Here is a 22,583-nt window from a genome sequence, read left to right on the forward strand (position 1 = left end):
CGCCCTTGACCGACATGACTCTAGTTCCTCTCGTAAAGTTTGCGTTAGGCGCGGAATTCCGTATACTTATAGATAGGATGCATACATGAGCAACTTTACTAATTGGGGTGACGATGTGGACGATTTGAAACAAGCATATGAGCGCTTGGGGTTGCCGGAATTAGCTCCCAGAGAAGACGTGGAGAAGCGCTACACGACATTAATGCGCAGAGAACGCTCGCGGGCACAGCAGCAGCAGGACAGCGGTAAAGAGAGCAGCGGCAATGATGAATTCGCTCTCATTACTGGGGCGTATCGGTTCATCCTGGAATATGAAGACCGCAAGACGACCGAAGCGTTCAACGAACAGGAGTACGGCAAGTACAAGGGCATGGCCGGCAAAGCCCAGAAGATGGACCATTTCTGGCGGTATTACAAGTTTCATACGCTCGGCGCCGTCGTAGCCGTCGCACTCATTATTTACGGTATTATCAGCTTCGTTAACTATCGCGAGGAGCAAGCCTATTTGGCAAGCCTGCCCCCTGTCGATCTGGAAGTATCGTTTATGGGCAACTATTATTTAAATGAATCCGCCGAGAAGGAAGAACCGCTTGAGAAAGCGCTCCTCGCTGCTTTTCCGGAATGGAAGCGTTTCAAGACGATGATGACGCCGGTACCTGAGGATGAAGCGAACCAATATGCGTATATGCAGAAGGCGGTTCTGATGCTGGCAACGGAAAATCCGGACATCTATGTAATGGACAAAAATATTTTCCAATGGGTAGGCGTTCAAGGGGTGTTGAAGCCGCTTGACGATGCAGCCGAAGGAGAGCTGAAGCCGTTGCTCAAGGACGGTCTGGCCCTTAAGCTGAAGACGGAGGAAGATACGACCGAGCGCATTTACGGTATCGATCTGAGCGAAAGCGCGCTTGTAACCGACCTGCCGCTGTATAAGCAGGATATGGTCGTGGGCATTCGGGCCAATGCGAAAAATCCGGACAAAGCGCTTCAATTTATTAAGAAGTATTTGGAGACGGTTAAGTAGCCGGGTGAAAATGAAGTAGAGGCAGTTCCCGCATCGTGATGATGCAGGAACTGCCTCTTTTCGTTTCATTCCGATTCGAAGTTGCTAGACTCCGATATTCCGATATGCTTCAGCACGATGCTCTCAATATGCTGCAGATGGCGCTCCATCCGCTCCGCCGCGAGCTCGGCTTGCTGCTCTTTGACTGCTTCATAGATGGCCGAATGTTCCTCGTACAGCCTCCCGGCGACTTGTTCGTTGGCATACAGCTCGACGCGGCGAATATCATGGATCGCCGTCTCGACCTTGCCCATGATCGACTCGAACAGCCGGACCATAATCGAATTATGGGTCGCCTTGGCTAGCGTCAGATGGAAGAGCAGATCAAGCCGCTCGCCTTCCGCATCGTTGCCTACGGTCTGCACCATCTGTTGAATGATGCCGGCAAGCGTCAGTAGATCCGCATCCGTCCGCTTTTTAGCCGCTATGGACGCGTTCGATACCTCAAGCGACTCGCGCGCTTCGAGCAGCTCAAGTACCGTGTCGCGGTTCATCCGCAGAGACTGCAGCTCAGGGAGCTCTACCTCTGCAGGAGCGCTGCGTATGACGCGGCAGCCGCCTCCTTGGCGGATCTCGATCATGCCCATCGCTTTAAGCGCGCTTAGCGCTTCCCGCGTCGTCGACCGGCCGACGCCGAATTGCTCCGACATTGTTTTCGTTGAGGGCAGCTTGTCGCCAACCTTCAGCTTGCCGTCCATAATGAGACGTTTGATTTGCTCCGTTATTTCCTCGTAATGATTGCGTTTGGACAACTTCACGACATCCAGCGGCGACATGCGCCCACCTCCTACCTTCTATTACCGTAATTGCTCCGTTAACCGACTAGCAGCGCATAGACGATACCCGGTCCATGGACGCCGATCGTCAGATCGTTCTCGATATCCGACGAACGGCTAGGCCCGGTTATGAAGTGAATGCCCGCAGGCAGCTTTTCTCGCCCTGCTTCGTCGAAAGACGTCAGCACCTCGCCTAGCTTCGTTTTCAAGCGCTCTACCGGGATAATGATAATAAGCACCGTCGGCAGCAGGCTGACGGAACGGCCTTTATTCGGCCCTGACAATACGGTCACGGAACCGGTATAGGCAACGGCATGGTCGGCGATAACGACGCCGAAGTCGGCTTCGGCAGCGCGCGCCCGCCAATACTGCTCGGGATCGGTATTCCATACCGACACCTTCGCATCCGGGAGTGCATTTTCCAAGCCGAGCGCATCGAGCTCCGGCTGGTTCTGGCGAATGACAAACTTCGCGCTCATCTCTTGCGCCTTGTCGGCGATGAACTGCTTGGCATCGTCCATTGTATCAAGTCTTGCCACATGCCCGCCAACAGACACGAAGTTGTCGGTGAACGCTCTGATCCGCTCATCCTCGCTCCACTCGAACGCCTTCCAGAAGTCCGGCGCGCCGCGGAACGGATGCTGGGGCTTCTCGGTCATGCGCGGATGACCGAGCCGCTGCGATATGCCGTTCATGAATTGCTCCTGCCTGGTCTTCGACTCCGTCTCAAGCTTTGCCAGCCACTGCTCATGCGCTGTCGGTTCAGCCATGTCCATGCCCTCCCTTGCCGCTGTCCCCGTTGTTTTTGCGCTGCTGCACCAATTGCTCCATGCGGCTTTGCATTGCGGGATCCATCTGCTTCAGTCCTTGCTTCAACTCCTGATCGAGCGTATCGAAGCGGTCACGGAACGATTCCTTCGGCAAGCTAGGCGTAACGCGGTACGTATTCCAGCCTTTCAGCGGCCCGAGCTTCGTCCGGATGACCCCGCTGCGAACGACGAGCTTCTGCCCCAGCTTCCCTAGGCGCAGCACGCCTCCAAGACGGGACGAGTTGCCCATGACGGTAGCGAACCCTTGCATGCCGATCGACTCCAGCTTGCTGCCGTTGCCGCTCTCGACTTTGCGGCGGCGGAGGTAGACGAGCATGTCATGCAGCGGAATTTTCACAGGGCAGGCTTCATAGCAAGCGCCGCACAAGCTGGAAGCGTTCGCGACATCATCCCATTCGGCGATATTTTTGTTAAGCGACGGCGTAAGGACGGCGCCGATCGGTCCGCTGTACGTACTGCCGTATGCGTGTCCGCCGATATGGCGGTATACCGGGCAAGCGTTAAGGCAAGCGCCGCAGCGGATGCAGTTGAGCAGCTCTTGGAACTCAGGGTCGCCAAGCTGCAGCGAGCGTCCGTTATCGACGATGATGATATGCATCTCGTCCGGACCGTCGGCATCTTCAGCGCGGCGCGGGCCCGTAATGCCGGACATATACATCGTCAGCTTTTGTCCCGTTGCCGAACGAGGGAGCAGCGTTGCCATGACTTCGAGGTCTTCCCAGGATGGGATAATCCGCTCCATGCCCATCAGCGTAATTTGCGTCTTCGGAACCGTGCTTACCATGCGGGCGTTGCCCTCGTTCTCGAACAATACCATCGAGCCCGTCTCGGCGATCGCGAAGTTGCAGCCGGTCATGCCGATATCGGCTTCGAGAAACTTCTCGCGCAGCTTCTTGCGCACGAAGCCCGCCAGCGCCGTCGTATCGGGCGGCAGCGTATAACCCGCCTCCTTGGAAAGCAGCTCAGCGATTTGGTATCTATTCTTATGAATCGCCGGTATAACGATATGCGAAGGCATTTCGCCTGCCAGCTGTATGATATATTCGCCAAGATCGGTCTCGATCGCTTCGACGCCGATCGATTCCAGCGCATGGTTCAGATGAAGCTCTTCGGTAACCATCGACTTGGACTTCACGACCGACTTCGCATTTGCGTGCTCGGCAATGTCCAGCGTCAGCTTCACCGCTTCCTCCGCCGTATTCGCAAAGTGAACATGAACGCCGTTCGCTCGGGCGTTGTCGACGAACAGGTTCAAGTAATAGTCGAGATGCGCGATCGTATGCAGCCGAATTTGCTTGCCTCGCTCCCGCCACTCATCCCAGTTGCCATGCTCCTCCGACGCTTTTTTCTTCCCGTTGCGCAGCCGCTCGGTCGTGAACTTCACCGCTTTGCGCAGAAACTCGTCATTCAGCGCCAGCTCCGCCCTTGCCTTTACCGTTGCTCCAGCTTGATGTGAACCGCTCATGCTTCCTTCACCCCTTCATACAGCAGCTCGGCGAGATGCATCACCCGCACCGGCTCGTTCCGGTATCTCAGATTGCCCGCGATATTCATAAGGCACGCCATATCGAGTCCGACAAGCACCTCGGCTTCCGTCTCCAGCACGTGATCGGCCTTCTCCGTCACCATGGCTCCGGAAATGTCAGCCATCTTGACCGCGAACGTACCGCCAAATCCGCAGCAATCCTCGGCAAACGGAAGCGGTACAAGCTCCAGCCCCTTCACCTGCTTCATAAGAGCGAGCGGCTCATCCTTCACGCCGAGTATACGGCTTCCGTGACAGGACGGATGGTACGTAACCTTATGCGGAAAAGCTGCCCCAACGTCCGTAACGCCGAGCACTTGCACGAGAAACTGCGTAAATTCATACGACTTGCTCTCCAAGGCTTTCGCACGCTTCAGCATCACCGGCTCGTTCTCGAACAGCTTCGGATAATGATGAATCATTCCCGTACACGAGCCCGATGGCGAGATAACGAAGTCGCTATCCTCAAAAGCATCCAAAATCGTCTTAGCCGATTCTCTCGCTTCCTTCCAATAGCCGCTGTTGAACGCCGGCTGACCGCAGCAGGTCTGCACGGTAGGAAACTGCATCGAAATGCCATACTTCGCCAGCAGCCGCACCATCGCTTCCCCAACGCGCGGATAGATCGCATCGCTCAAGCAAGTAATAAACAAGGAAACCTTCATTCCGGTACCCCTCTCTCCACGTATGATATTGAAATTATATCAGGTTGTCAGACAGGTTTAATATAAAAATGAGCCGTCCGCGGACGGCAAAGTGTATTTGATTGGTGACTCTGCTTCGTCGCTTGGGCTCTGCAAGCACGTATGCGCTCTTACAGCCAACACAGTTGGTTACTCCTGCGCTGTAAGGCCATATGTGATCTTACGCGCTCACTTGCACTCCCGTCTTGCCCCGTTAGACTACGGTCACGACGATTTGCCGTTCTTCGAGTTGACTGAACAGCTCGCCAGACAATCGCTTATCCGTAACGATCGTGTCGATATCGCCGAGATCGGCGACGTTCGTGAAAGCGATGACGCCGAACTTGCTCGAGTCGGCGAGCAAAATAACGTGATCGGCCATGCCGACCATCTTCTGCTTGATCCGCGCCTGCAGTTCATTGGATTCGCTGACGCCGCGCTCCAAATGAACGCCCTTGCACGAAATAAACGCCTTATCCACATGGTATGCGTCAAGCGAGCGTTCCGCCAGCGGCCCGACATAAGAGAGCGAGCGGGAGGCAAGAATGCCGCCGGTCGAGATGACCTCGATCTTCTCCTTGCCGCTCAGCTCCATCGCCACCTTGATCGAGTTCGTGAGCACCGTCAGCGGTATATCCGGCATGCTGGCTGCCATATACCAAGCGGTCGAGCTTGCATCGAGCAGAATCCGATCCTTGGGCTGAATGAGCTTCACCGCAGCTTCGGCTATAAGCCGCTTCTCGTCGGCATGCGTAATTTCGCGTTCGAAAAAAGGTATTTCCGGCTGCTGATCCTTCACGCTAACCGCACCGCCATGCGAACGGCGGAGCCTTCCGGCTTGCTCCAAGCGATCAAGGTCGCGGCGGATCGTCTCCTCTGTCACCTGACAGAGCTCGCTTAGCTCCGTCACCCGAATGCTTCCTCTTTCATTCACTAGCTGTACAATTTTATCGTAGCGTTCCGCGACCAGCATACCGTACCTCTTTCTAACCTATATTTGATTGCCGCTCTCTGTTAAGCTGCACCCGTTTTGCGCAAAAATATTTCATACGCCCGTTCCCAAGCTTCCTTTTCCTCCGGCTCGTATTCGTCCACTGGGAACGAATCGCGAATCGCCTTGCGCGCTTCCCATATATCGATCAACTTGCCGCCTGCGATCCACTGCACGATCATATTGCCGATGGCGCTGCCTTCGACCGGGCCGGCCCATACCGGCTTGCCGATCGCGTTAGCGGTCCATTGGCATAACAACTGATTCTGAATGCCGCCGCCAACCATATGCAAGCCGCCGAATCGGTTGCCCGAAAGCTTCTCGGTGAGCTCCAGCACAAAACGATATTTCAGCGCCAAGCTCTCCAGCACGCAGCGCGTAATCGCGCCAACGCTATCCGGCACATGCTGTCCTGTGCGCTTGCAGTATTCAGCTACGCGAGCCGGCATATCGCCAGGAGGCATAAATAACGCATCATCGGGATCAACGAACGCCGCGAACGGCTCCGCTTCCCCGGCCAGCTTAACTAATTCGGGGAAAGAATACGATTTTCCTGCACGTTCCCATGCTCTTTTGCATTCCTGCAAAATCCATAAGCCCATAATGTTCTTCAGCAAACGGTAGGTGCCGTAAGCACCGCCTTCGTTAGTGAAGTTCAACTGCTCCGATAGCTCGTTAATGACCGGCTCTCCGACTTCCGTTCCCATTAGCGACCAAGTGCCGCAGCTTAGGTAAGCGAATGGGCGATCAAGCGCCGGTACCGCGGCAACCGCTGCACCGGTATCATGCTCGGCAACGGCAATGACCGGAACCGGGTCAATGCCAAGCTCCGCGCACAAGGAAGAACGCAACGTTCCAACTCGCGTGCCAGGCTGCACCACTTCACCGAATAGCTCAGGAGACAGTCCAATGGCATGAATAAGCGACTCATCCCAGCTTCCCGTAAGCGGGTTGTACAGCTGCGTCGTCGTTGCATTGGAAAACTCATTGTACATTTCGCCGGTCAGGAAGTAGCGGAGCAAGTCCGGAATCATCAAGAAATGTTTCGCTTCCCGCAACAACGGCGAATGAGCTTGCTTAAGCGCGGCAAGCTGATAAATCGTATTAAAAGGCAGAAATTGAATGCCGGTGCGTCCGAATATTTCCGAGTCGGACAGCTCCTCGCGAAGCTTCTCCATCACACCGTTCGTATGCGGATCGCGGTAATGATACGGATTGCCAAGCAGCTCCCCGTTCTCGCCGATCAATCCGAAGTCGACCGCCCAGGAGTCGATCGCAATGCTATCAAGCTTAATTCCGCGATGCTTCACGAGCAGCAAGCTTTGCTTAAGCTCATGCAGCAAGCGCAATATATCCCATTGCAGTCGGTCGCCAACCTGCACCGGATCGTTGCCGAACCGGTGCAGCTCTTCCACCTCAATCTTGCCATCCTGCAAGCGGCCGAGCAGCGCCCTACCGCTGCTAGCGCCAAGATCGAAAGCGAGAATGGTCACCAGCTTGCACCGCCCTTGCCTCTCGCAAGAATGTCTTTGCCGTAGCTGCTGGAAAGATAAGCTTTCATCGGATCGAGCGGCAGCCCTTGCTCCTCGCGAATCGCGTGCAGCAGCGGCGTAACGTCGAATTCGAACGCTTTGCGAACGGCATCTTCTGCGCCAAGCACATCGTTGTTGTTAGCGGCGGCAGCCACTTCTTCATGGTTAATGAGAAGAGCCTTGGCGAAATTCGTCTGTACGTTCAGTACGGAACGCAGCATAGCCGGAATCTTCTGCTCGATGTTATGCGATTGGTCGATCATGTACGCGATGTTCTCCACATTGCCGCGAATAGCCGCATCCTCATCGCCCGCCGCGTTAAGGATTTGATAGAAGATCAGGAACAGCTCGTAAGGATTCACCGAACCGACGATCAGATCGTCATCCGCGTATTTGCGGCTATTGAAGTGGAAGCCGCCAAGGCGCTTCTCGTCGAGCAAGTAAGCAACGATATGTTCAATATTCGCTCCCGGCAGATGGTGGCCCGTATCGACAAGCACTTCCGCTTGAGGTCCAAGCTTAAGCGCCATATTGTAAGCCATGCCCCAATCCGCAAGATCGGTATGGTAAAACGCAGGCTCGAAGCATTTGTATTCGATAAGCATACGCATCTCAGGCGTCATGGCGCCGTACATTTCGGCAAGCGCTTCGAACATCCAGCCTTTGCGCTTGCGAATGTCGCCTTGGCCCGGGTAGTTCGTGCCGTCCGCGAACCATAGGCTTAGATCGCGCGAGCCCGTTTCCTTTGCGATATCCACGCATTCCAGCAAGTGGTTTGTCGCTTTGCGGCGGATGGCCGAATCGGCATTCGTTACGCTGCCAAGCATGTAGTCGTCTTCTTGGAACAGGTTCGGGTTCACCGCGCCGATCTTAAGGCCAAGGCTCTCCGCATGGCTTCTAAGCTTGCTGTAGTCATCAACCTTATCCCACGGAATATGGATCGCGACCGAAGGCGCAAGGCCCGTCAGCTTATGAACTTGTGCGGCGTCGTCGAACTTCTCGAACGGATTGCGCGGCACGCCGACTTTTTGGAAGTTTTTGAACCGCGTGCCCGAATCTCCGTAGCCCCAGGAAGGCGTCTCGATTTTGAGCGCTTTCAATTTGGACTTTACATCTTCCAGATTAATTCCTCTTGCTTGCTGCTGTTCTTCAAATAGTGCATAAGCACGATCCGTCATAGTGGACACCCTTTCAACGTGAAGTTTAGGTTATTTATGATTTCAAAGGATAAGCAATCGTCGACATAAGCGTGTTCTCCGCTTGCGTCGAATCGAGCCTGCTGTATTGGACAATGATTGGAATGTCGCTTAACACCTCGATCGCGTATGGCACGCCGATCGGTATCGCCTGATCGCCTTTGACTAACGAGCTTGTGCGGATATGCTTCGTCCGCCTGCCCTGTACGACTACCAGTATATCTTCGATCGGCTCGCGATCTTCGAAAAAAATCGTAAACCGGATCAGCGCCTCCTCCGAGGAGCAATTAAGGACGCATACGGATTCGTGGCTCGTAAGCGCACCCGTGCTGTCCGGCGGAATAAATCCGTCAGGTATGAACCAATGCTTCTCTCCACGCGCTTGATACATGGCCGAAATCCCCTCCCAGAGCTGCAGGCAAGAGAGCGCCGCCGCTTTGGGCGACGCTCATGCTGCTTTCAATAATTAAAAGATATCTTTATCGATTAACGAGTGAATGCCGCCGGTACGCCGCCGTCGATCGTCAGCATGCAGCCAGTCGTTTTGTCCGACTTGGAAGAAGCGAAGAAGGCGATTCCTTCCGCGATGTCGCGCGGATAGATGTTCACAAGCAATGTCGTACGTTTACGGTAATGCTCTTCCAGTTGATCCGGCTCGATGCCGTAAGCCGCAGCGCGCTCATTGCGCCAGCTTCCGTTCCAAATCGCCGAGCCTTGCAGAATAGCGTCAGGCAGGATCGTGTTGACACGAATGCCGAACTCGCCGCCTTCCGCCGCGATACAGCGTGCCAAATGCGCTTCCAATGCTTTAACCGAGCTGTACGCCGTAACGTTTTTGCCTGCGTATACCGAGTTTTTCGACCCGATGAATACCATGTTGCCGCCGATTGCCTGCTGCTTCATCAGCTTGAACGCTTCGCGGGCAACGAGGAAGTAACCCGTGCCAAGCACGTTCAAGTTCAAGTTCCATTCCTTGAGCGACGTTTCGTCGAACGGGCTGGACGTTGCAAGGCCCGCATTATTGACGATGATGTCAACGCCCCCGTAAGTGATTGCCGTTTCCGCATAGGCCGCAACGATTTGCTCCTCGCTCGTTACATCCATTTTAACCGCGATCGCGCGGTTCTCACCATACTTCGCGTTAATCTCGTCAGCCACTTTCTGAGCGCCTTCGAGGTTTAGGTCAGCCAAAACGACATGCGCTCCTTCGGACACCAAGCGACGTGCCGTTTCACTGCCGATACCGCCTGCTCCGCCTGTGATGAAGGCAATCTTGCGGGAGAACTCGGCTTCTGCAGGGGCAAGCGAGAGCTTGTAAAGCTCAAGCGGCCAGTACTCGACGTTGTACGATTCGTTCTCGCTCAGCGATACGAAGTCGCCAAGCGCGGTCGCGCCGCGCATAACGGCAATCGCACGATGGTAGAGAGCCCCGCTGACTTTGGACATTGCCCAGCTCTTGCCCGTATTGATCATGCCGATACCCGGAATCAGAATAACGCGAGGCGCTGCTTCGAACATGACGTCGCCTTCGTTTTTGTTGCGCTCGAAGTAGGCTTGGTATTGCTCCTTATAGGAAGCGATGCCTTCGATCAGCTTCGCTTTCAGTCCTTCAATATCGTCCGCGTTAGGCGTCCAGTCGATGAACAGCGGAACAACCTTCGTATGAACGAGATGGTCCGGGCAAGCCGCGCCGACTTGGGACAGCTTCGGCGAAGCTTCGCCGCTTACGAATGCAAGCACGTCCGCTTCGTCGTCGTAGGACAAAATCATTTTCTTAGCGTCGCTTACCGCGCCGCGAATCGTTGGCATAACACTAGCCGCGACGCTGCGGCGAACTTCGGTTGCAAGCACATCATGCTTCGCGCCGCCGAACAGCTTCACTTCGTTCACGCGTGCTTCGATGAACGCTTCCGCTTCGGAGACGATCTTGATCGTCTGCGCGTAGCACTCCTCGGACGTTTCGCCCCAAGTAACAAGTCCATGCTTCTCCATAAGCACGAGCTCGGCGTTCGGGTTGGCGAGCACGCCTTCCGCGATCATTTTCGACAGATTGAAGCCAGGACGCACGTAAGGCACCCATACGAAGCGGTCGCCGAAAATTTCCTTGGCAAGCTCCCTGCCGTTATCCGCGCAGCACAAGCTGATAATAGAATCCGGATGCGTATGATCGACATGTTTGAAAGGAAGGAATGCGTGCAGCAGCGTCTCGATCGACGCGCGCGGATGCTTGGAATCGATCATGCAATTAACGAGATAAGCGACCATTTCCTCATCCGGCATCTCGGAGCGCTCGAACAACGGACGAATATCATCCATGCGAAGTCCTGTAAAATTACCTGCTTTCATCGTTGCAAGGTCAGAGCCGCTGCCCTTGACGTACATCACTTCCACATCGCGTCCGCGGAAGTCCTTAACGACCGTTTTCGTCGACGTATTGCCGCCGCCATAATTGCATACGCGGCGATCCGCGCCGATAATGTTGGAGCGATAAACGAGCTGATCAAGTCCGCCTTCCAGCTTCGAAGCTGCTTTCGATTCCCATAAACTTTGTACCATGGATATACCTCCGAATGATGTTTTGTTTTTGTTTGTTTTGATAATATCATATTTGTTTGTTTTTGAATATACTATTTTCAAACAAAAACAGAAATGAATTTCTGTTCGTTTAGGCCATAGTCACAGGCGAGAGCAAAGGCGAAGTTATTGCCAAAATCCAATATAGCCCCACAGAGCAACAAGGCTCTATGGCGAGTAAAATAAACATGAAAAAAGCCCCCGTCTATACAAGACGGAGACTCTGCATACTTATTATTATCGCCGGTCTTCTTCCAGCACTTTTACCTGAATCGGTTGCAGGTTTTGCTCGATCTGAGCGCGATGCTCTTCGAACCACTCAGGCAGCATGATTTTCTCGCCGAGTGCCTCAGGGGCTTCGTCGCGTGCGAAGCCTGGAGGATCCGTTGCAATCTCGAACAGGATACCCCCTTCTTCCCGGAAGTAGATCGCGTTGAAGTATTGACGGTCGACAATCGGCGTTGGGCGATAGCCGTTTGCTTCCACATGATTTCTCCAGAGCGCGTGCTCGGCATCGTCTTTCGCGCGCCAAGCGATATGGTGGACCGTACCGGCACCGCCGGCGCCATAATCCATCGGAGTCACATTGACATCGATTATGTTACCGATATCGCCATACGATTTGAACCGTGCATACGCGCCCTCTTGCCCGATTTTTTCTAGCCCCATGACCTGTTCCAACAGCTGCGCGGTTTTATCCGGAGCTGTGCTGAAGAGCACGGCGCCGCCGAAGCCTTTGATCGCGTTGTCGACCGATACGCCTCCGAACGACCAAGTGCTTTTCACGCCTTCCGCGCGCTCTACGATTTCGATTTTCAGACCGTCGCGGTCTTCGAATCTAAGGTACGTCTCGCCGAAACGCTCCGTCCTCTCAAACGAAACGCCGAACCCGGTTAGACGGTCCGACCAGAAGGACAAGCTGCCGACGGGCACCGCATAGGTCGTAAAGCCGACTTGACCGCCTCCGACACGTCCTTTGCGCGAATGCTCAGACGGGAAAAACGTAATGATCGTGCCAGGCCCGCCGGATTCATTGCCAAAGTACAGATGGTACACTTCCGGCGCATCGAAGTTGATCGTTTTTTTGACCAGACGAAGCCCGAGTATGCCCGAATAAAAATCTACCGTTTGTTGCGCGTTCCGTACGAAAGCCGTTACATGGTGGATACCTGCTGTTTGTTGATTGGTCATTGTCATCCATCTCCTCGGTTTATATTATTATTAGCTTATTATTGATGCTTTTTGCATTGTCTTAAAATTAAGATATTACTTAGAAAGAAAAGCAGCCATCTTTGCGAGTAAAAGAAATGACTACTTGAATCCATCCTGCGCGTACTTCCCTAGTTTCTTCAGTAATTGGCTCGCGAGCTTCTTCTCTTCAGCTGTCAGCCCCGCGGATGCTTGCTCGATGACCTTCGTATGCTGAGGAAAAACTTCATCAATAAACTGTCGGCCCGCTTCCGTTATTTCAGCGAGTATGAGCCTGCGGTCTCTCGCCGAAGTATTTCGCTTAACGAACTGCTTCTTCTCCAGCTTGTCGACCACGTACGTGATATTGCCGCTGCTCATCAACACCTTGGTGCCGATCTGCTGAATGGGCTGAGCACCTTTGTGATAAAGCAGTTCCAGAACGCCGAACTCCGTCCGGTTCAAACCGTTCTTGCGAATATCTCGATCGGCGTGGGCGTTCATCCACTCGCTCGCTCTGGAAAGCGCAATGTAGAGGTCAAGAGAATCGTTTCTTGGCTCGCTCATCGTACTCACCTCTCTGTATTGAAATCTCAATTTCATTTATCTTGATTTAAAGATACTCCAATTTGATGTAATTGTCAACAGGGTCTTTCGATTATTTTTTCCTAATTCTATACGAATGAAACAAAACGCCCCCATCAACAGCGGAGCGTCACTTCAATATCCTGATTGTAATTGCCGAAGCCTTTGCCGAACAGCGTTACGCCGCCGCAGTTTTTGGCCGTTTCGCTGCAGGATATCCGGAACAATATTTCTTTGTCATAAGCGAGAGCAAGCTGATCGATGGTCACGTTCGACACCTGCACCCCGTCAATGTATGAACCCTGTTTATTGATGCGAATCGTCTTCATGAGGCCATGCTGAATATTTTTGCGCCACCACTCTGGTGTATACAACCCTCTCGAATTGCCGAAGTCGCCCGGATACGTCCACGTTCCGATTCCATTGCCATTGATCGTAAAATAAATATCCGACGGCAGATGGTTCACCGTACACGGCGTCTCCGAGCAAATCTCCATCGCGATCTCCAGTGATTCGGGCGTCTCGTTATTGACCATATAATTAGGAATGCGATATTCGACGTAACCCGATCCGAACCATATCACTTTAGCCTGAACATGCTCAGGGTCGGCAAAATAACGCGGGTCGTCGCACATGCCGATCATTTGCGTATCGGAGGCAAGCCCGCATGTCGGCTTTATTTGATAAGAGGAATAATGGCCGACCGGAAGCGAAACGAAGTAACGGTTCGACAGGATGGGCTGGGGCTGGGCTGGCGCTCCTTGGAACAGCAGCATCGCGTGCGTAAGCTGCAAATAACAGATCTTCTGCATCCCCCGCTTGCCCGCTGTCGTCTCGCAGCGAACAATGCCTGCCTCCTCGAGCATATGAATATGTCTCGTTACGATAGGAGACTTTATGTCTAGCGCTTCCGACAAGCTCTTAATATTCATGGGCTGCACGCCAAGCAACTCGATCATTTTAACTCGCGTATGTGAAGAAAAGCATTCAAGAAACTTCATATTTCGGCTGCTTACCTCTATTTCCATAGCCGTTGAACCCCTTTATCGTTATCTATAATAGGCAGTATTCGGCTCTCATTATATAACTTTAAAGTTACCGTATCAATAGCGACTTTCGGCTCGCTTGACAGTAATCAGCCCGCTATACTAGAATAAACGGCGTATACATAACTTATTTGATAATAAGTTACCTTGTAAGTTATCTAATAGCCTAATGGAGGTAAACCATGAACGCATTTCAATTTTATAATCCGACAAGCATCGTTTTCGGAGAAGGAACGGCAGATCGAGTTGGCGAATTAACGGCCCGTTACGGCAAAAACGTCCTGTTCGTCTACGGATCAGGCAGTATTAAGAAGACCGGCCTGCATGCCCGGACGTTAAGCCGTTTGGCGGAAGCTGGCATTACGGTACACGAACTGCCGAATATCGAACCAAACCCGCGCCTTACGACGGTGAACAAAGGCATCGCCCTCTGCCGCGAGCACGGCATCGACTTCATTCTTGCCGTTGGCGGCGGCAGCGTAATAGACGCTTCCAAAGCGATCGCTGCAGGCACCCTGTACGAAGGCGACGTTTGGGACTTCTATTCGCGCAAAGCAGTCGTGCAGCAAGCGCTTCCGATTGGCACTATTCTTACTCTGGCCGCTACGGGCTCGGAGATGAACGGCGGCACGGTCGTAACCAATTGGGAGGAAAACCAGAAGCAATCGTTCGTCAGCCCTCATACATATCCGGTGTTCTCCATACTCGATCCTACGCTGACGTATACCGTACCGCGGAACCATACGGTGTACGGATCGGTCGATATTATGTCGCATGTTTTCGAGCAATATTTCAGCTTGACTCCTAATACACCGCTCCAAGAGCGCTTCTGCGAATCGATTCTTCAGACGGTCATCGAAAACGTAGAAATCGCGATTGCGAAACCCGATGACGCGGCTGCCCGCGCGAACTTGATGTGGTGCGGCACGATGGCGCTTAACGGCGGCCAGATCAGCGTCGGCATGGAGAATGATTGGGCTTCGCACGGCATCGAGCATGAAGTGAGCGCGATCTACGACATTCCGCATGGCGCGGGCCTTGCGGTTCTTTTCCCTAACTGGATGAAGTACGTATATAAGCAGCGCGTCGATCGCTTCGTTCAATTCGCTCAGCGCGTCTGGGGCATATCGGGCGAAGGCATGTCTGACGATGAGATTGCGCTTACGGGCATTCAGGCTACACGCGACTTCTTCACGCGGATCGGAGCGGAGTCGAGACTTGCGGACTTCGGGATCGGCGAAGAGAATCTCGACCGCATGGCAGAGGAAGCCGTCAAATACGGCAACATCGGTTCGTTCAAACCGCTTGGCAAAGACGACGTACATGCTATTTTGACATTGTCGCTTTAATCCAACTCATTCTATTTTTTGAGCAAACCCATATTCTAAATTCGGGAGGACATACAAATGTCGCAACCATTTACGGAATCAACCGTTCTTAGCAACGGCGTGAAGATGCCATGGCTTGGCCTTGGCGTATGGAAAGTAAAGGACGACGGCGAGGTAGAGAGAACGGTCGCTTCGGCGCTGGAGCTCGGTTATAGAAGCATCGACACCGCAGCCGCCTATAACAATGAAGAAGGCGTTGGCGCAGCGATCCGCAACAGCGGTTTAGCACGCGACGAGATTTTCGTAACGACGAAAATTTGGAACGCTAACCAAGGTTATGACAAGACGTTGGCCGCTTTCGAAGAAAGCCGTCGCAAGCTAGGACTTGATGTAATCGATTTGCTGCTTATTCACTGGCCGGTCAAAGGCAAATATACGGAAACATGGCGCGCGCTTGAGAATCTGTACAAGGATGGCGCGGTACGCGCAATCGGCGTCAGCAACTTCCAAATTCATCATTTGAAGGACATCGAAGCTTCCGGCGAAATCAAGCCAATGGTCAACCAAGTCGAATACCACCCGCTGCTTAGCCAAACTGAGCTTCGCGCGTATTGCGAAAGCAACGGCATCCAGCTTGAGGCTTGGAGCCCGCTGATGCAAGGCAATCTGGATCAGAGCGCGCTTGCCGACATCGGCGCGAAGTACGGCAAATCGGCGGCACAAATCGTGCTTCGCTGGGATCTTCAGAACAAAGTCGTTACGATTCCGAAATCGACGAACCCGGCGCGCATGCAAGAGAACGCCGCTATCTTCGACTTCGAGCTAACCGCTGACGATATGGCCCAAATCGACGGCTTGAACCGCAACCAGCGCTTCGGACCGGATCCGGATAACTTTAAATTCTAAGTTTTTATTTACAGGATGAACGCCAAGGCGTTAAGCAGCTTAGGCGTCTTCGTCATTAGGCTATTCAAAGCCGGGCAAAATGCTATAGAAGAAAATAGAAGAAGAACGGTCACCAGGGGTGCGCAACCGTTCTTCTTCTATTAATTTCGATTATCGCTTATGCTTGATAAGAATCAAGTTATTGCCGAACGGATCCATCAGGTCAAGGAAGTAAGCGAAGCCTTCATCCCGCACCGGACCAGCCTTACCGCCAGCCGCCTCCAGCCGATGTCTCAATTTCTCCAAATCCAACTTGGTCCTATAAAATACCGGCGATACGCGCCATCCGTGATCTGCATCGTCATCGCCGCCGGACATAACAAGGTCAGGCCCTTTGTATAAGCTTAATATATAGAAGTTCTCATCGGGACCGCCTGCATGCTTCTTGAATCCAAAGTTGTCGATATACCAAGCCGCTGCCTCATGTATAACTTTGCGGGCGACGATCATCTGGACATCTTCCAAGTACTCCAGAACACGGTCCCCATCTCTCTCGTCCTCCGGCAGATCCGGCGTCTCTGCAGGTTCCCAGCCGTTTTCTAGAAATAGTCCGCTCACTTCGTCAGGTGTTAAAGGCCTATCGTAGATGCGAATGTCGTCGATCTTGCCTTGGAAAAAGAAATAAGGCTCGTCGGTCGATTTTCTTCCGATATACAGAGGCTCTTCCCCATCCGGCTTCAGCCTTCCCCTCTCTTCGCTGACGAGCAGACCGTTTCGGTACATTCTGTATTGATTGCCGTCATACGTAACCGCAAGATGATACCAATAGTTGCGATGAATCGGACCTTCCGCATACGGCTCGGGATAGGACATAAATCGGTGAAAAGTAATGCTCGCTTCGAGCGTACTTAGCTGGAATACGCGTCGCGCATGGTGGCCATCCTGCGAAACGATCGCGCTATGCCAACCTTCGAACCTTGTGCCTGATCCGAAGTTGCACCATACCGAAAGCGAGAAGCCTTCTTCGTTCAAGAGAGGCGCCTTCTCGACGACGATATAATCGTCCTGGCCGTCGAACGAATAGGCGTTATTCGGTCTTCCGAACCGATCCTCGCATAACGCCGCTCCGATCACGGTGCCATGCCGCTCCTGTCCGCTGCTGTCTTTGGCGTCGCCTTGGAACAAATACTCCGCAATCAAACCCTTACGCAAATCCGCGTTCCGCAGACTCCGTCCAAACAAATCGTCCAGCGATACGCGGAACACGTCGGATAGCCGGGGCAGCAGCGATATATCAGGACAAGATTGTCCGTTTTCCCATTTGCTGACCGCCTGATACGTAACGCCTAGCCGCAAGGCCAGCTGTTCTTGAGTCAAACCGCTTTGTTTGCGCAGCTTGCCGATACGTTCGCTTATGTTTTTGGAATAATCCATGTGCATCCCTCTCCATCGGTTATCGAATGATTAACTGACTTCATTGTAAAGGATACTTCCATAATGAGGTATCGATTATTAGTAGAGCCCCGCAGCGCTATTTCTCAACCATAGGTTGAATGTGCGCCCGTTGGCTCCTCTTCTTATCCGTTCATGCTCCTAACCGTACTCCTTCACCCGATAACCGATTGCGCCATCATGTACGAAAGGCTTCATTTCTGCATGCCAATCGTTCATATATGCACGAACGGCATCGATCTCTCGATCAAGAAAGGCAATCATCAAGAAGTGCTTTAAAAAGAAACGCCGAATTAACTCAAAAAAAGCAGCCAGCTCTTCTCCGGTTATCCTTGCGCTATGTTCAATTTGAAACCCGTACAGTTCCACAACCCCAAATGGCGGAATGATATCCCAGTTGTCAAATGCATCGTCCTCCGTGTCCGTGGCAACGCTTTGCCGCATCGATTCAAGCATCAACGGTTGTTCTTGGTTCAAATCGCATAAGCCGAACCGGAGCGTCAATTGTGCATCCGTTCGCTGAACCTCGATATTGGCGTAGTTTGGATTGCGTCCCTGACTGACGATTATTCGATAGTTATCGGCATGGCGCAACATAATGAGGTCGTCACTACTCCAAGCTTCAAATGCGTAATGCCTTTGTTCCAGAAACAAGCTGACTCTTGTTGCCACTATGCCACCTCTTAGCGCGTATTTGATGTAAATATCAATACTGTACATACGGCAAAAAAAAGCAAAAATTGTTGCACTGCCCATTATACATGAATAAAGCCGCGGACATTATTAGCGTCCGCGGCTTTATGCTTTATTTTTATCGAAAGGTAACCCTATAGGTTGGGGAAACGCCGTCGACTACCCCGCGCTTACTCCCATTCGCGTACCCGCCTTTTTTATACGGAAGGACGATTCATGAATTCGGCAATATTGACTCTAGCTCCCGTCTTCGCACTCTCCAGAGACGCAAGTACCATAGCCATACTGTAAATATTGTCGCTGCAATCCGTCTCCGCTTTGCGGTTCTCCTCAAGGGAAGCGAACATATCGTCGAGACAGCCTTGATGGAACGTATGATTCATCTCCGGCAAAGGAACCGTCACCCGCTCGAAGTCGCGGATGAACTTGCCCGTCTGGTCGCCTGCTGCTACGACTTCCGCATACGGTTCTCCGCGTCCGTCCCAGATCGCCGTTCCGCGCTCGCCGGTTACGCGCCATGAAGCTTCCCACGACGTTTGCGCACCTTCGGCGCACCATGAGCCCCGGTAGTTGAATACCGAGCCGTCGGACATTTCGAAGATGCAGATGGCGCCCGCGTTGCCTTCATACCACGACCCCGCCGGATTAAACTCATGGCAGTAGACGGATACGGGATCTGCCCCGATAATATAACGCGCTTGGTCGAACGTATGAATCGCCATGTCGAGCAGCAGCGGACTGTCCATCGCGTCGCGGAAGCCGCCGAAATGAGCGCCGATGAAGAAATCCGCGCCGACGAAGCCCGGTTTGCCGATCGCTCCGCCCGTTACCAGCTCGTGATAAGCCCGAATGCGCGGATCGAAGCGGCGATTTTGCATAATGGCATGAGTATGTCCTGTCGCTTCGCTAAGTCGGACGATATCGTTGCAGTCGGAGATCGTCTCCGCCAGCGGCTTCTCCCCGAACACATGGCAGCCGTGCTGCAGCGCCGTTGTCGCTATCGAATAATGGCTTGCGGGAATCGTTACGTCGAACACCATATTGGCATTCGTAGCGGCCAACGCCTCTTGAAGATCGGCGAAGGTCGGACAACGAAGTCCATGCCGATCCGCCATCGCTTGCGCGAACTCTTGTTTAATATCGACGAGACCCACGATCTCGGCATCCTCGCGCTCTTTGGCATAGGAGACCCAAGTATTCGCCATGCCGCCGCAGCCCGCGACAACGATTCGGTGTTTAATTCCATTCAATACGGTCATGATGCGTTACCTCTCTTCCTCTAATTGGTTCGCTCACGGGGAGCTCTATCTATACCGGGTTCGGGACAAAATCTCCGCCGCGGCAGCGCTTTAAGTAATTCAACGCATGTACTTGACCAGTCATCTCGAGTTCACCTTTGTACACAGGGTCATGCCAGCCTTCGATATTGATTTGTCCTTGGTAGTTCGCTTGGCGAAGGATCGTAATAATATCCGCCCAGTTCGTATCGCCGAAGCCCGGCGTACGATGCCAGACGAACGGCTTCGGTCCGTGGATGCCATGCTCCTTCACGACATCCCATGCGATCGTCGCATCTTTGCCATGTACATGGAACACTTTGTCTACCCATTTGCGCAGTTGAGGAATCGGATCGATCAAGCTGACCATTTGGTGGCATGGCTCCCATTCCAGTCCGATGTTATCCGCAGGAACAGCGTTGAACATCATTTCCCAAGCCGTCGGATTGTGCGCGATATTCCAATCCCCGCTCGCCCAAGTACCGCCCATATCGCAGTTCTCGAAAGCGATTCGAACGCCGCGATCAGCCGCTCTGCGCGACAGCTCGCCGAACACCTGCTGGAATTTCGGAATCGACGCATCAATCGACTCGCCTACTAGACGTCCTGTGAAGCCCGAAACAATGTCAGCTCCGAATAGATGCGCATGATCGATCAGTCTCTCCCAGCTTTTCAACGTATCTTCATTGCCGTTCGTCTCCGTCAGGGGATTGCCGAATATGCCGACCGTCGATATAACAAAATCATGTTCTTCCGCAAGCTCCCTTACCCGTTTCGCCGTCTCAACGAGATCCGTGCTGCCGGTTGATTGCCAAAACGTCAAACTAAACGATTCAAATCCGTGACCTACGATTTGCGGAATGACTCTAACCGCATCCCCGCCTCCTACTAAAGTTCCGATGCGCAATTTATTTACCATCTTGATTACCACTCCAATATTGGCTTATAGTTGTATGAACACCTTTATTATAGCGCTGTCATTTTTAGATGACTCTATATAATCTTGTGCATTACTAGTCGGATCTTGTGATGGAGGGTTATCGATGACGTATCCGAGGGAACTTTGGGAAAATACGCATATTGAGCATAAAACATACCCGATTCAGCTTTTCCGCAACCGTTCCGGCGAAGTGAAACCCAATGATTGTATTCTGTATCTTCATTGGCATGAACACTTCGAAATCATCGTCATGCGCCAAGGAAGCGCCCTATTCCATATTGATAGCCGTCCCTATGTGGCGAATGCCGGAGATGTGCTGATCATTCCCGGAGGAGGATTGCATGTCGGGTATGCGCTTCGTTACGAGGAGGTCGTGTTCGACTGCCTTGTGTTCAATGCGTCCTTATTCAATGATTGGGTGCATGATCCGGTTCATACGCAGTACGTAGCTCCTTATTTGGAAGGTAGAATACAGTTTCCGGTCAAGCCTGCCGATCATGACGAGCAGTTTCCGGCTTATTACCCAATGCTACAGCAGGTCATCGAAGAGGTCACCGCGAAGCGTCCCGCTTACCAACTTATCGCCAAGTCGCAGTTGCACGCCTTGTTCACGCTGCTCTCGCGAACGTTCCTTCCGCAGCAAGCTAACGGGAAGATGAGCGAGCCGTACTCGGCGAACCGCGACCGGTTCAAGCAGTTGATTCGCATCGTCGAGACTTCGTTCGATACGAAGCTGACGGTCGAGCAAGCAGCGGCGAAGGTCAACCTGAACCCGTACCACTTCTGCAAGCTGTTCAAGAAACTAACGGGCCGTACCTTCATCGAGTACGTCAACGTCAGCCGTATGAACGAAGCCGAGCGCCTGCTGCGCGACACCGGCCTGACCGTAACCGAGATCGCGGGCAAAGTCGGCTGCGACAACCCGAACTATTTTACGAAGCTGTATAAGCAGTACAAAGGGACAACCCCTTCGCAGACGCGGAGGAAATAGCTTTTCTAGGATATCCTGTACTGTCATTCGTTCTAAGTGGTGTTGGTAGTAGTGATGGTGATAGATCCTTTACGGTCCGTAAGTACGAATATGCTGTTGATGATTTAAGCAGTACGCAATATACTTTCAGAATAGTCGTGAAGAACACGCCGCTATGATGCGAACATTCCCTCGGGAGTGCATGCATCATAGCGGCGTTTTTCATTATCCAAATGAGAGGAGCATGATAGAAAATGATCAGATTTCAGCAAAAGTATGATCAATGGCTACAAACGAACATTGAAAAAGAGAGCAATCCCAGGAGGAAAGAATTGTTGGATAAAGGGCTCGGGTATGGAACGGTCGAATTTCTACGATCCGTTTGGTTTCCAGCGGTCGGCAACTACGATCGTTTGCTACCTGAATGGGAAAGTCGCGACTTTGGCAACGGCTATCGCTATCTCGATCTCGCTTATATGCCAGGGGCGCAAAAGGAGGAATTGAAATACAAGGCTACGGTTCTCATGCGAGAGACGTCGCTTCGGATCTAACCTGGCTGGAAGCCGAAACATTGCGTTATATAAGACGACAGCTTCGACCAATCACACCTGCCGAGCTAGCCGCGCACCTCCGAATTACCCTGCGGCATGCGAGACGACTTCTAGGTTCTTTGGTGGAGCTACAACTCATTATTATCGCCAACGGCCAGCGGCGTTCTAGAACTTTTATGTTGAAAATGTAGTAAACACATAACCGACGCGGCGAGCCGTTCTCGAACGATGAAGTCCAAACCTGTTGCTAGCGACCGAATATTTACGCGTAAGTAGCTCAGCAATACAAGCCGTAATAACCGCTCGTTACGGACATAGATGCGCTTGTTCTTCGATATAGGGATCATTTCGAGGCGTAACGGACTAGGGTGTCTCTTTTTACTCCAAAACAAACAAAACGGAGGCCCAAATCCTCCGTTAGAACCTCCTGTGTCCGTAATTTGTGCAAATTACCTACATTTCACCGTTTAGTGCCCCTATGGTCCGCAACCAGCGTAA

The 22,583-nt window shown here is 52.7% G+C and carries 20 protein-coding genes and 1 pseudogene; 5 read left to right on the plus strand and 16 right to left on the minus strand.

From position 1 onward, the window contains the following. The first annotated feature begins 85 nt into the window (after positions 1–85). A complete protein-coding gene (locus tag J2T14_RS03235) occupies positions 86–1,024 on the plus strand; it encodes a J domain-containing protein (protein ID WP_307467638.1) in 939 nt (312 codons plus the stop codon). Between the two features lie 65 nt (positions 1,025–1,089). Here J2T14_RS03235 and J2T14_RS03240 read toward each other — a convergent pair whose 3' ends face one another. The 12 genes from J2T14_RS03240 to J2T14_RS03295 form a co-directional block, all read right to left on the minus strand. Beyond that, the gene (locus tag J2T14_RS03240) at positions 1,090–1,839 is read right to left on the minus strand and encodes a FadR/GntR family transcriptional regulator (RefSeq protein WP_307467641.1); all 750 of its coding nucleotides are present in this window, start codon (positions 1,837–1,839) and stop codon (positions 1,090–1,092) included. 38 nt (positions 1,840–1,877) lie between these two features. Next, positions 1,878–2,609 (minus strand): LutC/YkgG family protein, encoded by a 732-nt coding sequence (locus J2T14_RS03245; RefSeq protein WP_307467645.1) that lies wholly within the window; start codon positions 2,607–2,609, stop codon positions 1,878–1,880. Continuing rightward, positions 2,602–4,134 (minus strand): LutB/LldF family L-lactate oxidation iron-sulfur protein, encoded by a 1,533-nt coding sequence (locus J2T14_RS03250; protein WP_307202126.1) that lies wholly within the window; start codon positions 4,132–4,134, stop codon positions 2,602–2,604. Before J2T14_RS03250 ends, J2T14_RS03245 begins: the two co-directional genes overlap by 8 nt. After that, positions 4,131–4,859, minus strand: a complete 729-nt coding sequence (locus tag J2T14_RS03255; protein WP_307202128.1) for a (Fe-S)-binding protein — start codon at positions 4,857–4,859, stop codon at positions 4,131–4,133. The genes J2T14_RS03250 and J2T14_RS03255 overlap by 4 nt, the downstream gene beginning before the upstream one ends. Before the next feature lie 232 nt (positions 4,860–5,091). Beyond that, positions 5,092–5,850, minus strand: coding sequence for a DeoR/GlpR family DNA-binding transcription regulator (locus J2T14_RS03260; protein WP_307202130.1), 759 nt, complete (start codon positions 5,848–5,850; stop codon positions 5,092–5,094). 41 nt (positions 5,851–5,891) lie between these two features. Beyond that, positions 5,892–7,361: a rhamnulokinase gene (locus tag J2T14_RS03265; protein ID WP_307467648.1), complete on the minus strand. Its 1,470-nt coding sequence runs from the start codon at positions 7,359–7,361 to the stop codon at positions 5,892–5,894. Next, positions 7,358–8,578: an L-rhamnose isomerase gene (rhaI, locus tag J2T14_RS03270; protein ID WP_307467651.1), complete on the minus strand. Its 1,221-nt coding sequence runs from the start codon at positions 8,576–8,578 to the stop codon at positions 7,358–7,360. Before rhaI ends, J2T14_RS03265 begins: the two co-directional genes overlap by 4 nt. A gap of 34 nt (positions 8,579–8,612) precedes the next feature. Next, positions 8,613–8,987, minus strand: coding sequence for a sensory rhodopsin transducer (locus J2T14_RS03275; protein ID WP_307202136.1), 375 nt, complete (start codon positions 8,985–8,987; stop codon positions 8,613–8,615). 95 nt (positions 8,988–9,082) lie between these two features. Then, positions 9,083–11,152, minus strand: coding sequence for a bifunctional aldolase/short-chain dehydrogenase (locus J2T14_RS03280; protein ID WP_307467654.1), 2,070 nt, complete (start codon positions 11,150–11,152; stop codon positions 9,083–9,085). Between the two features lie 255 nt (positions 11,153–11,407). Then, the gene (locus J2T14_RS03285; RefSeq protein ID WP_373458094.1) at positions 11,408–12,361 is read right to left on the minus strand and encodes a ring-cleaving dioxygenase; all 954 of its coding nucleotides are present in this window, start codon (positions 12,359–12,361) and stop codon (positions 11,408–11,410) included. Between the two features lie 120 nt (positions 12,362–12,481). Next, positions 12,482–12,925: a MarR family winged helix-turn-helix transcriptional regulator gene (locus J2T14_RS03290; RefSeq protein ID WP_307467660.1), complete on the minus strand. Its 444-nt coding sequence runs from the start codon at positions 12,923–12,925 to the stop codon at positions 12,482–12,484. Between the two features lie 134 nt (positions 12,926–13,059). After that, positions 13,060–13,971 carry an ArsR/SmtB family transcription factor gene (locus tag J2T14_RS03295; protein WP_307202144.1) on the minus strand — a complete coding sequence of 304 codons (912 nt, stop codon included), beginning with the start codon at positions 13,969–13,971 and terminating at the stop codon, positions 13,060–13,062. A 200-nt stretch (positions 13,972–14,171) separates the two neighbouring features. Here J2T14_RS03295 and J2T14_RS03300 point away from each other — a divergent pair, with 200 nt between their 5' ends. Together J2T14_RS03300 and J2T14_RS03305 are read left to right on the plus strand one after the other, a co-directional pair. Beyond that, positions 14,172–15,338: an iron-containing alcohol dehydrogenase gene (locus J2T14_RS03300; RefSeq protein ID WP_307467664.1), complete on the plus strand. Its 1,167-nt coding sequence runs from the start codon at positions 14,172–14,174 to the stop codon at positions 15,336–15,338. Between the two features lie 57 nt (positions 15,339–15,395). Continuing rightward, positions 15,396–16,223 (plus strand): aldo/keto reductase, encoded by an 828-nt coding sequence (locus J2T14_RS03305; protein WP_307467666.1) that lies wholly within the window; start codon positions 15,396–15,398, stop codon positions 16,221–16,223. 150 nt (positions 16,224–16,373) lie between these two features. Here the strand turns inward: J2T14_RS03305 and J2T14_RS03310 are convergent, their stop codons facing one another. From J2T14_RS03310 to J2T14_RS03325, 4 genes are all read right to left on the minus strand, one after another. Continuing rightward, positions 16,374–17,636 (minus strand): LamG-like jellyroll fold domain-containing protein, encoded by a 1,263-nt coding sequence (locus J2T14_RS03310; RefSeq protein ID WP_307467669.1) that lies wholly within the window; start codon positions 17,634–17,636, stop codon positions 16,374–16,376. Between the two features lie 159 nt (positions 17,637–17,795). Further along, on the minus strand, positions 17,796–18,326 hold the full coding sequence (locus J2T14_RS03315) for a hypothetical protein (protein WP_307467672.1): 531 nt from the start codon (positions 18,324–18,326) through the stop codon (positions 17,796–17,798). Positions 18,327–18,544: 218 nt separating this feature from the next. Further along, a complete protein-coding gene (locus tag J2T14_RS03320; protein WP_307467675.1) occupies positions 18,545–19,606 on the minus strand; it encodes a Gfo/Idh/MocA family protein in 1,062 nt (353 codons plus the stop codon). A gap of 49 nt (positions 19,607–19,655) precedes the next feature. After that, on the minus strand, positions 19,656–20,543 hold the full coding sequence (locus J2T14_RS03325) for a sugar phosphate isomerase/epimerase family protein (protein ID WP_307467683.1): 888 nt from the start codon (positions 20,541–20,543) through the stop codon (positions 19,656–19,658). A 124-nt stretch (positions 20,544–20,667) separates the two neighbouring features. Between J2T14_RS03325 and J2T14_RS03330 the strand changes: the two genes are divergently transcribed. Together J2T14_RS03330 and J2T14_RS03335 are read left to right on the plus strand one after the other, a co-directional pair. Beyond that, on the plus strand, positions 20,668–21,555 hold the full coding sequence (locus tag J2T14_RS03330; protein WP_307467686.1) for a helix-turn-helix transcriptional regulator: 888 nt from the start codon (positions 20,668–20,670) through the stop codon (positions 21,553–21,555). 233 nt (positions 21,556–21,788) lie between these two features. Next, positions 21,789–22,276: pseudogene (locus J2T14_RS03335) on the plus strand (transcriptional regulator). Positions 22,277–22,583: the final 307 nt, after the last annotated feature.

The sequence above is a fragment of the Paenibacillus harenae genome (assembly GCF_030812415.1).
In the GTDB taxonomy this organism is placed as follows: domain Bacteria; phylum Bacillota; class Bacilli; order Paenibacillales; family Paenibacillaceae; genus Pristimantibacillus; species Pristimantibacillus harenae_A.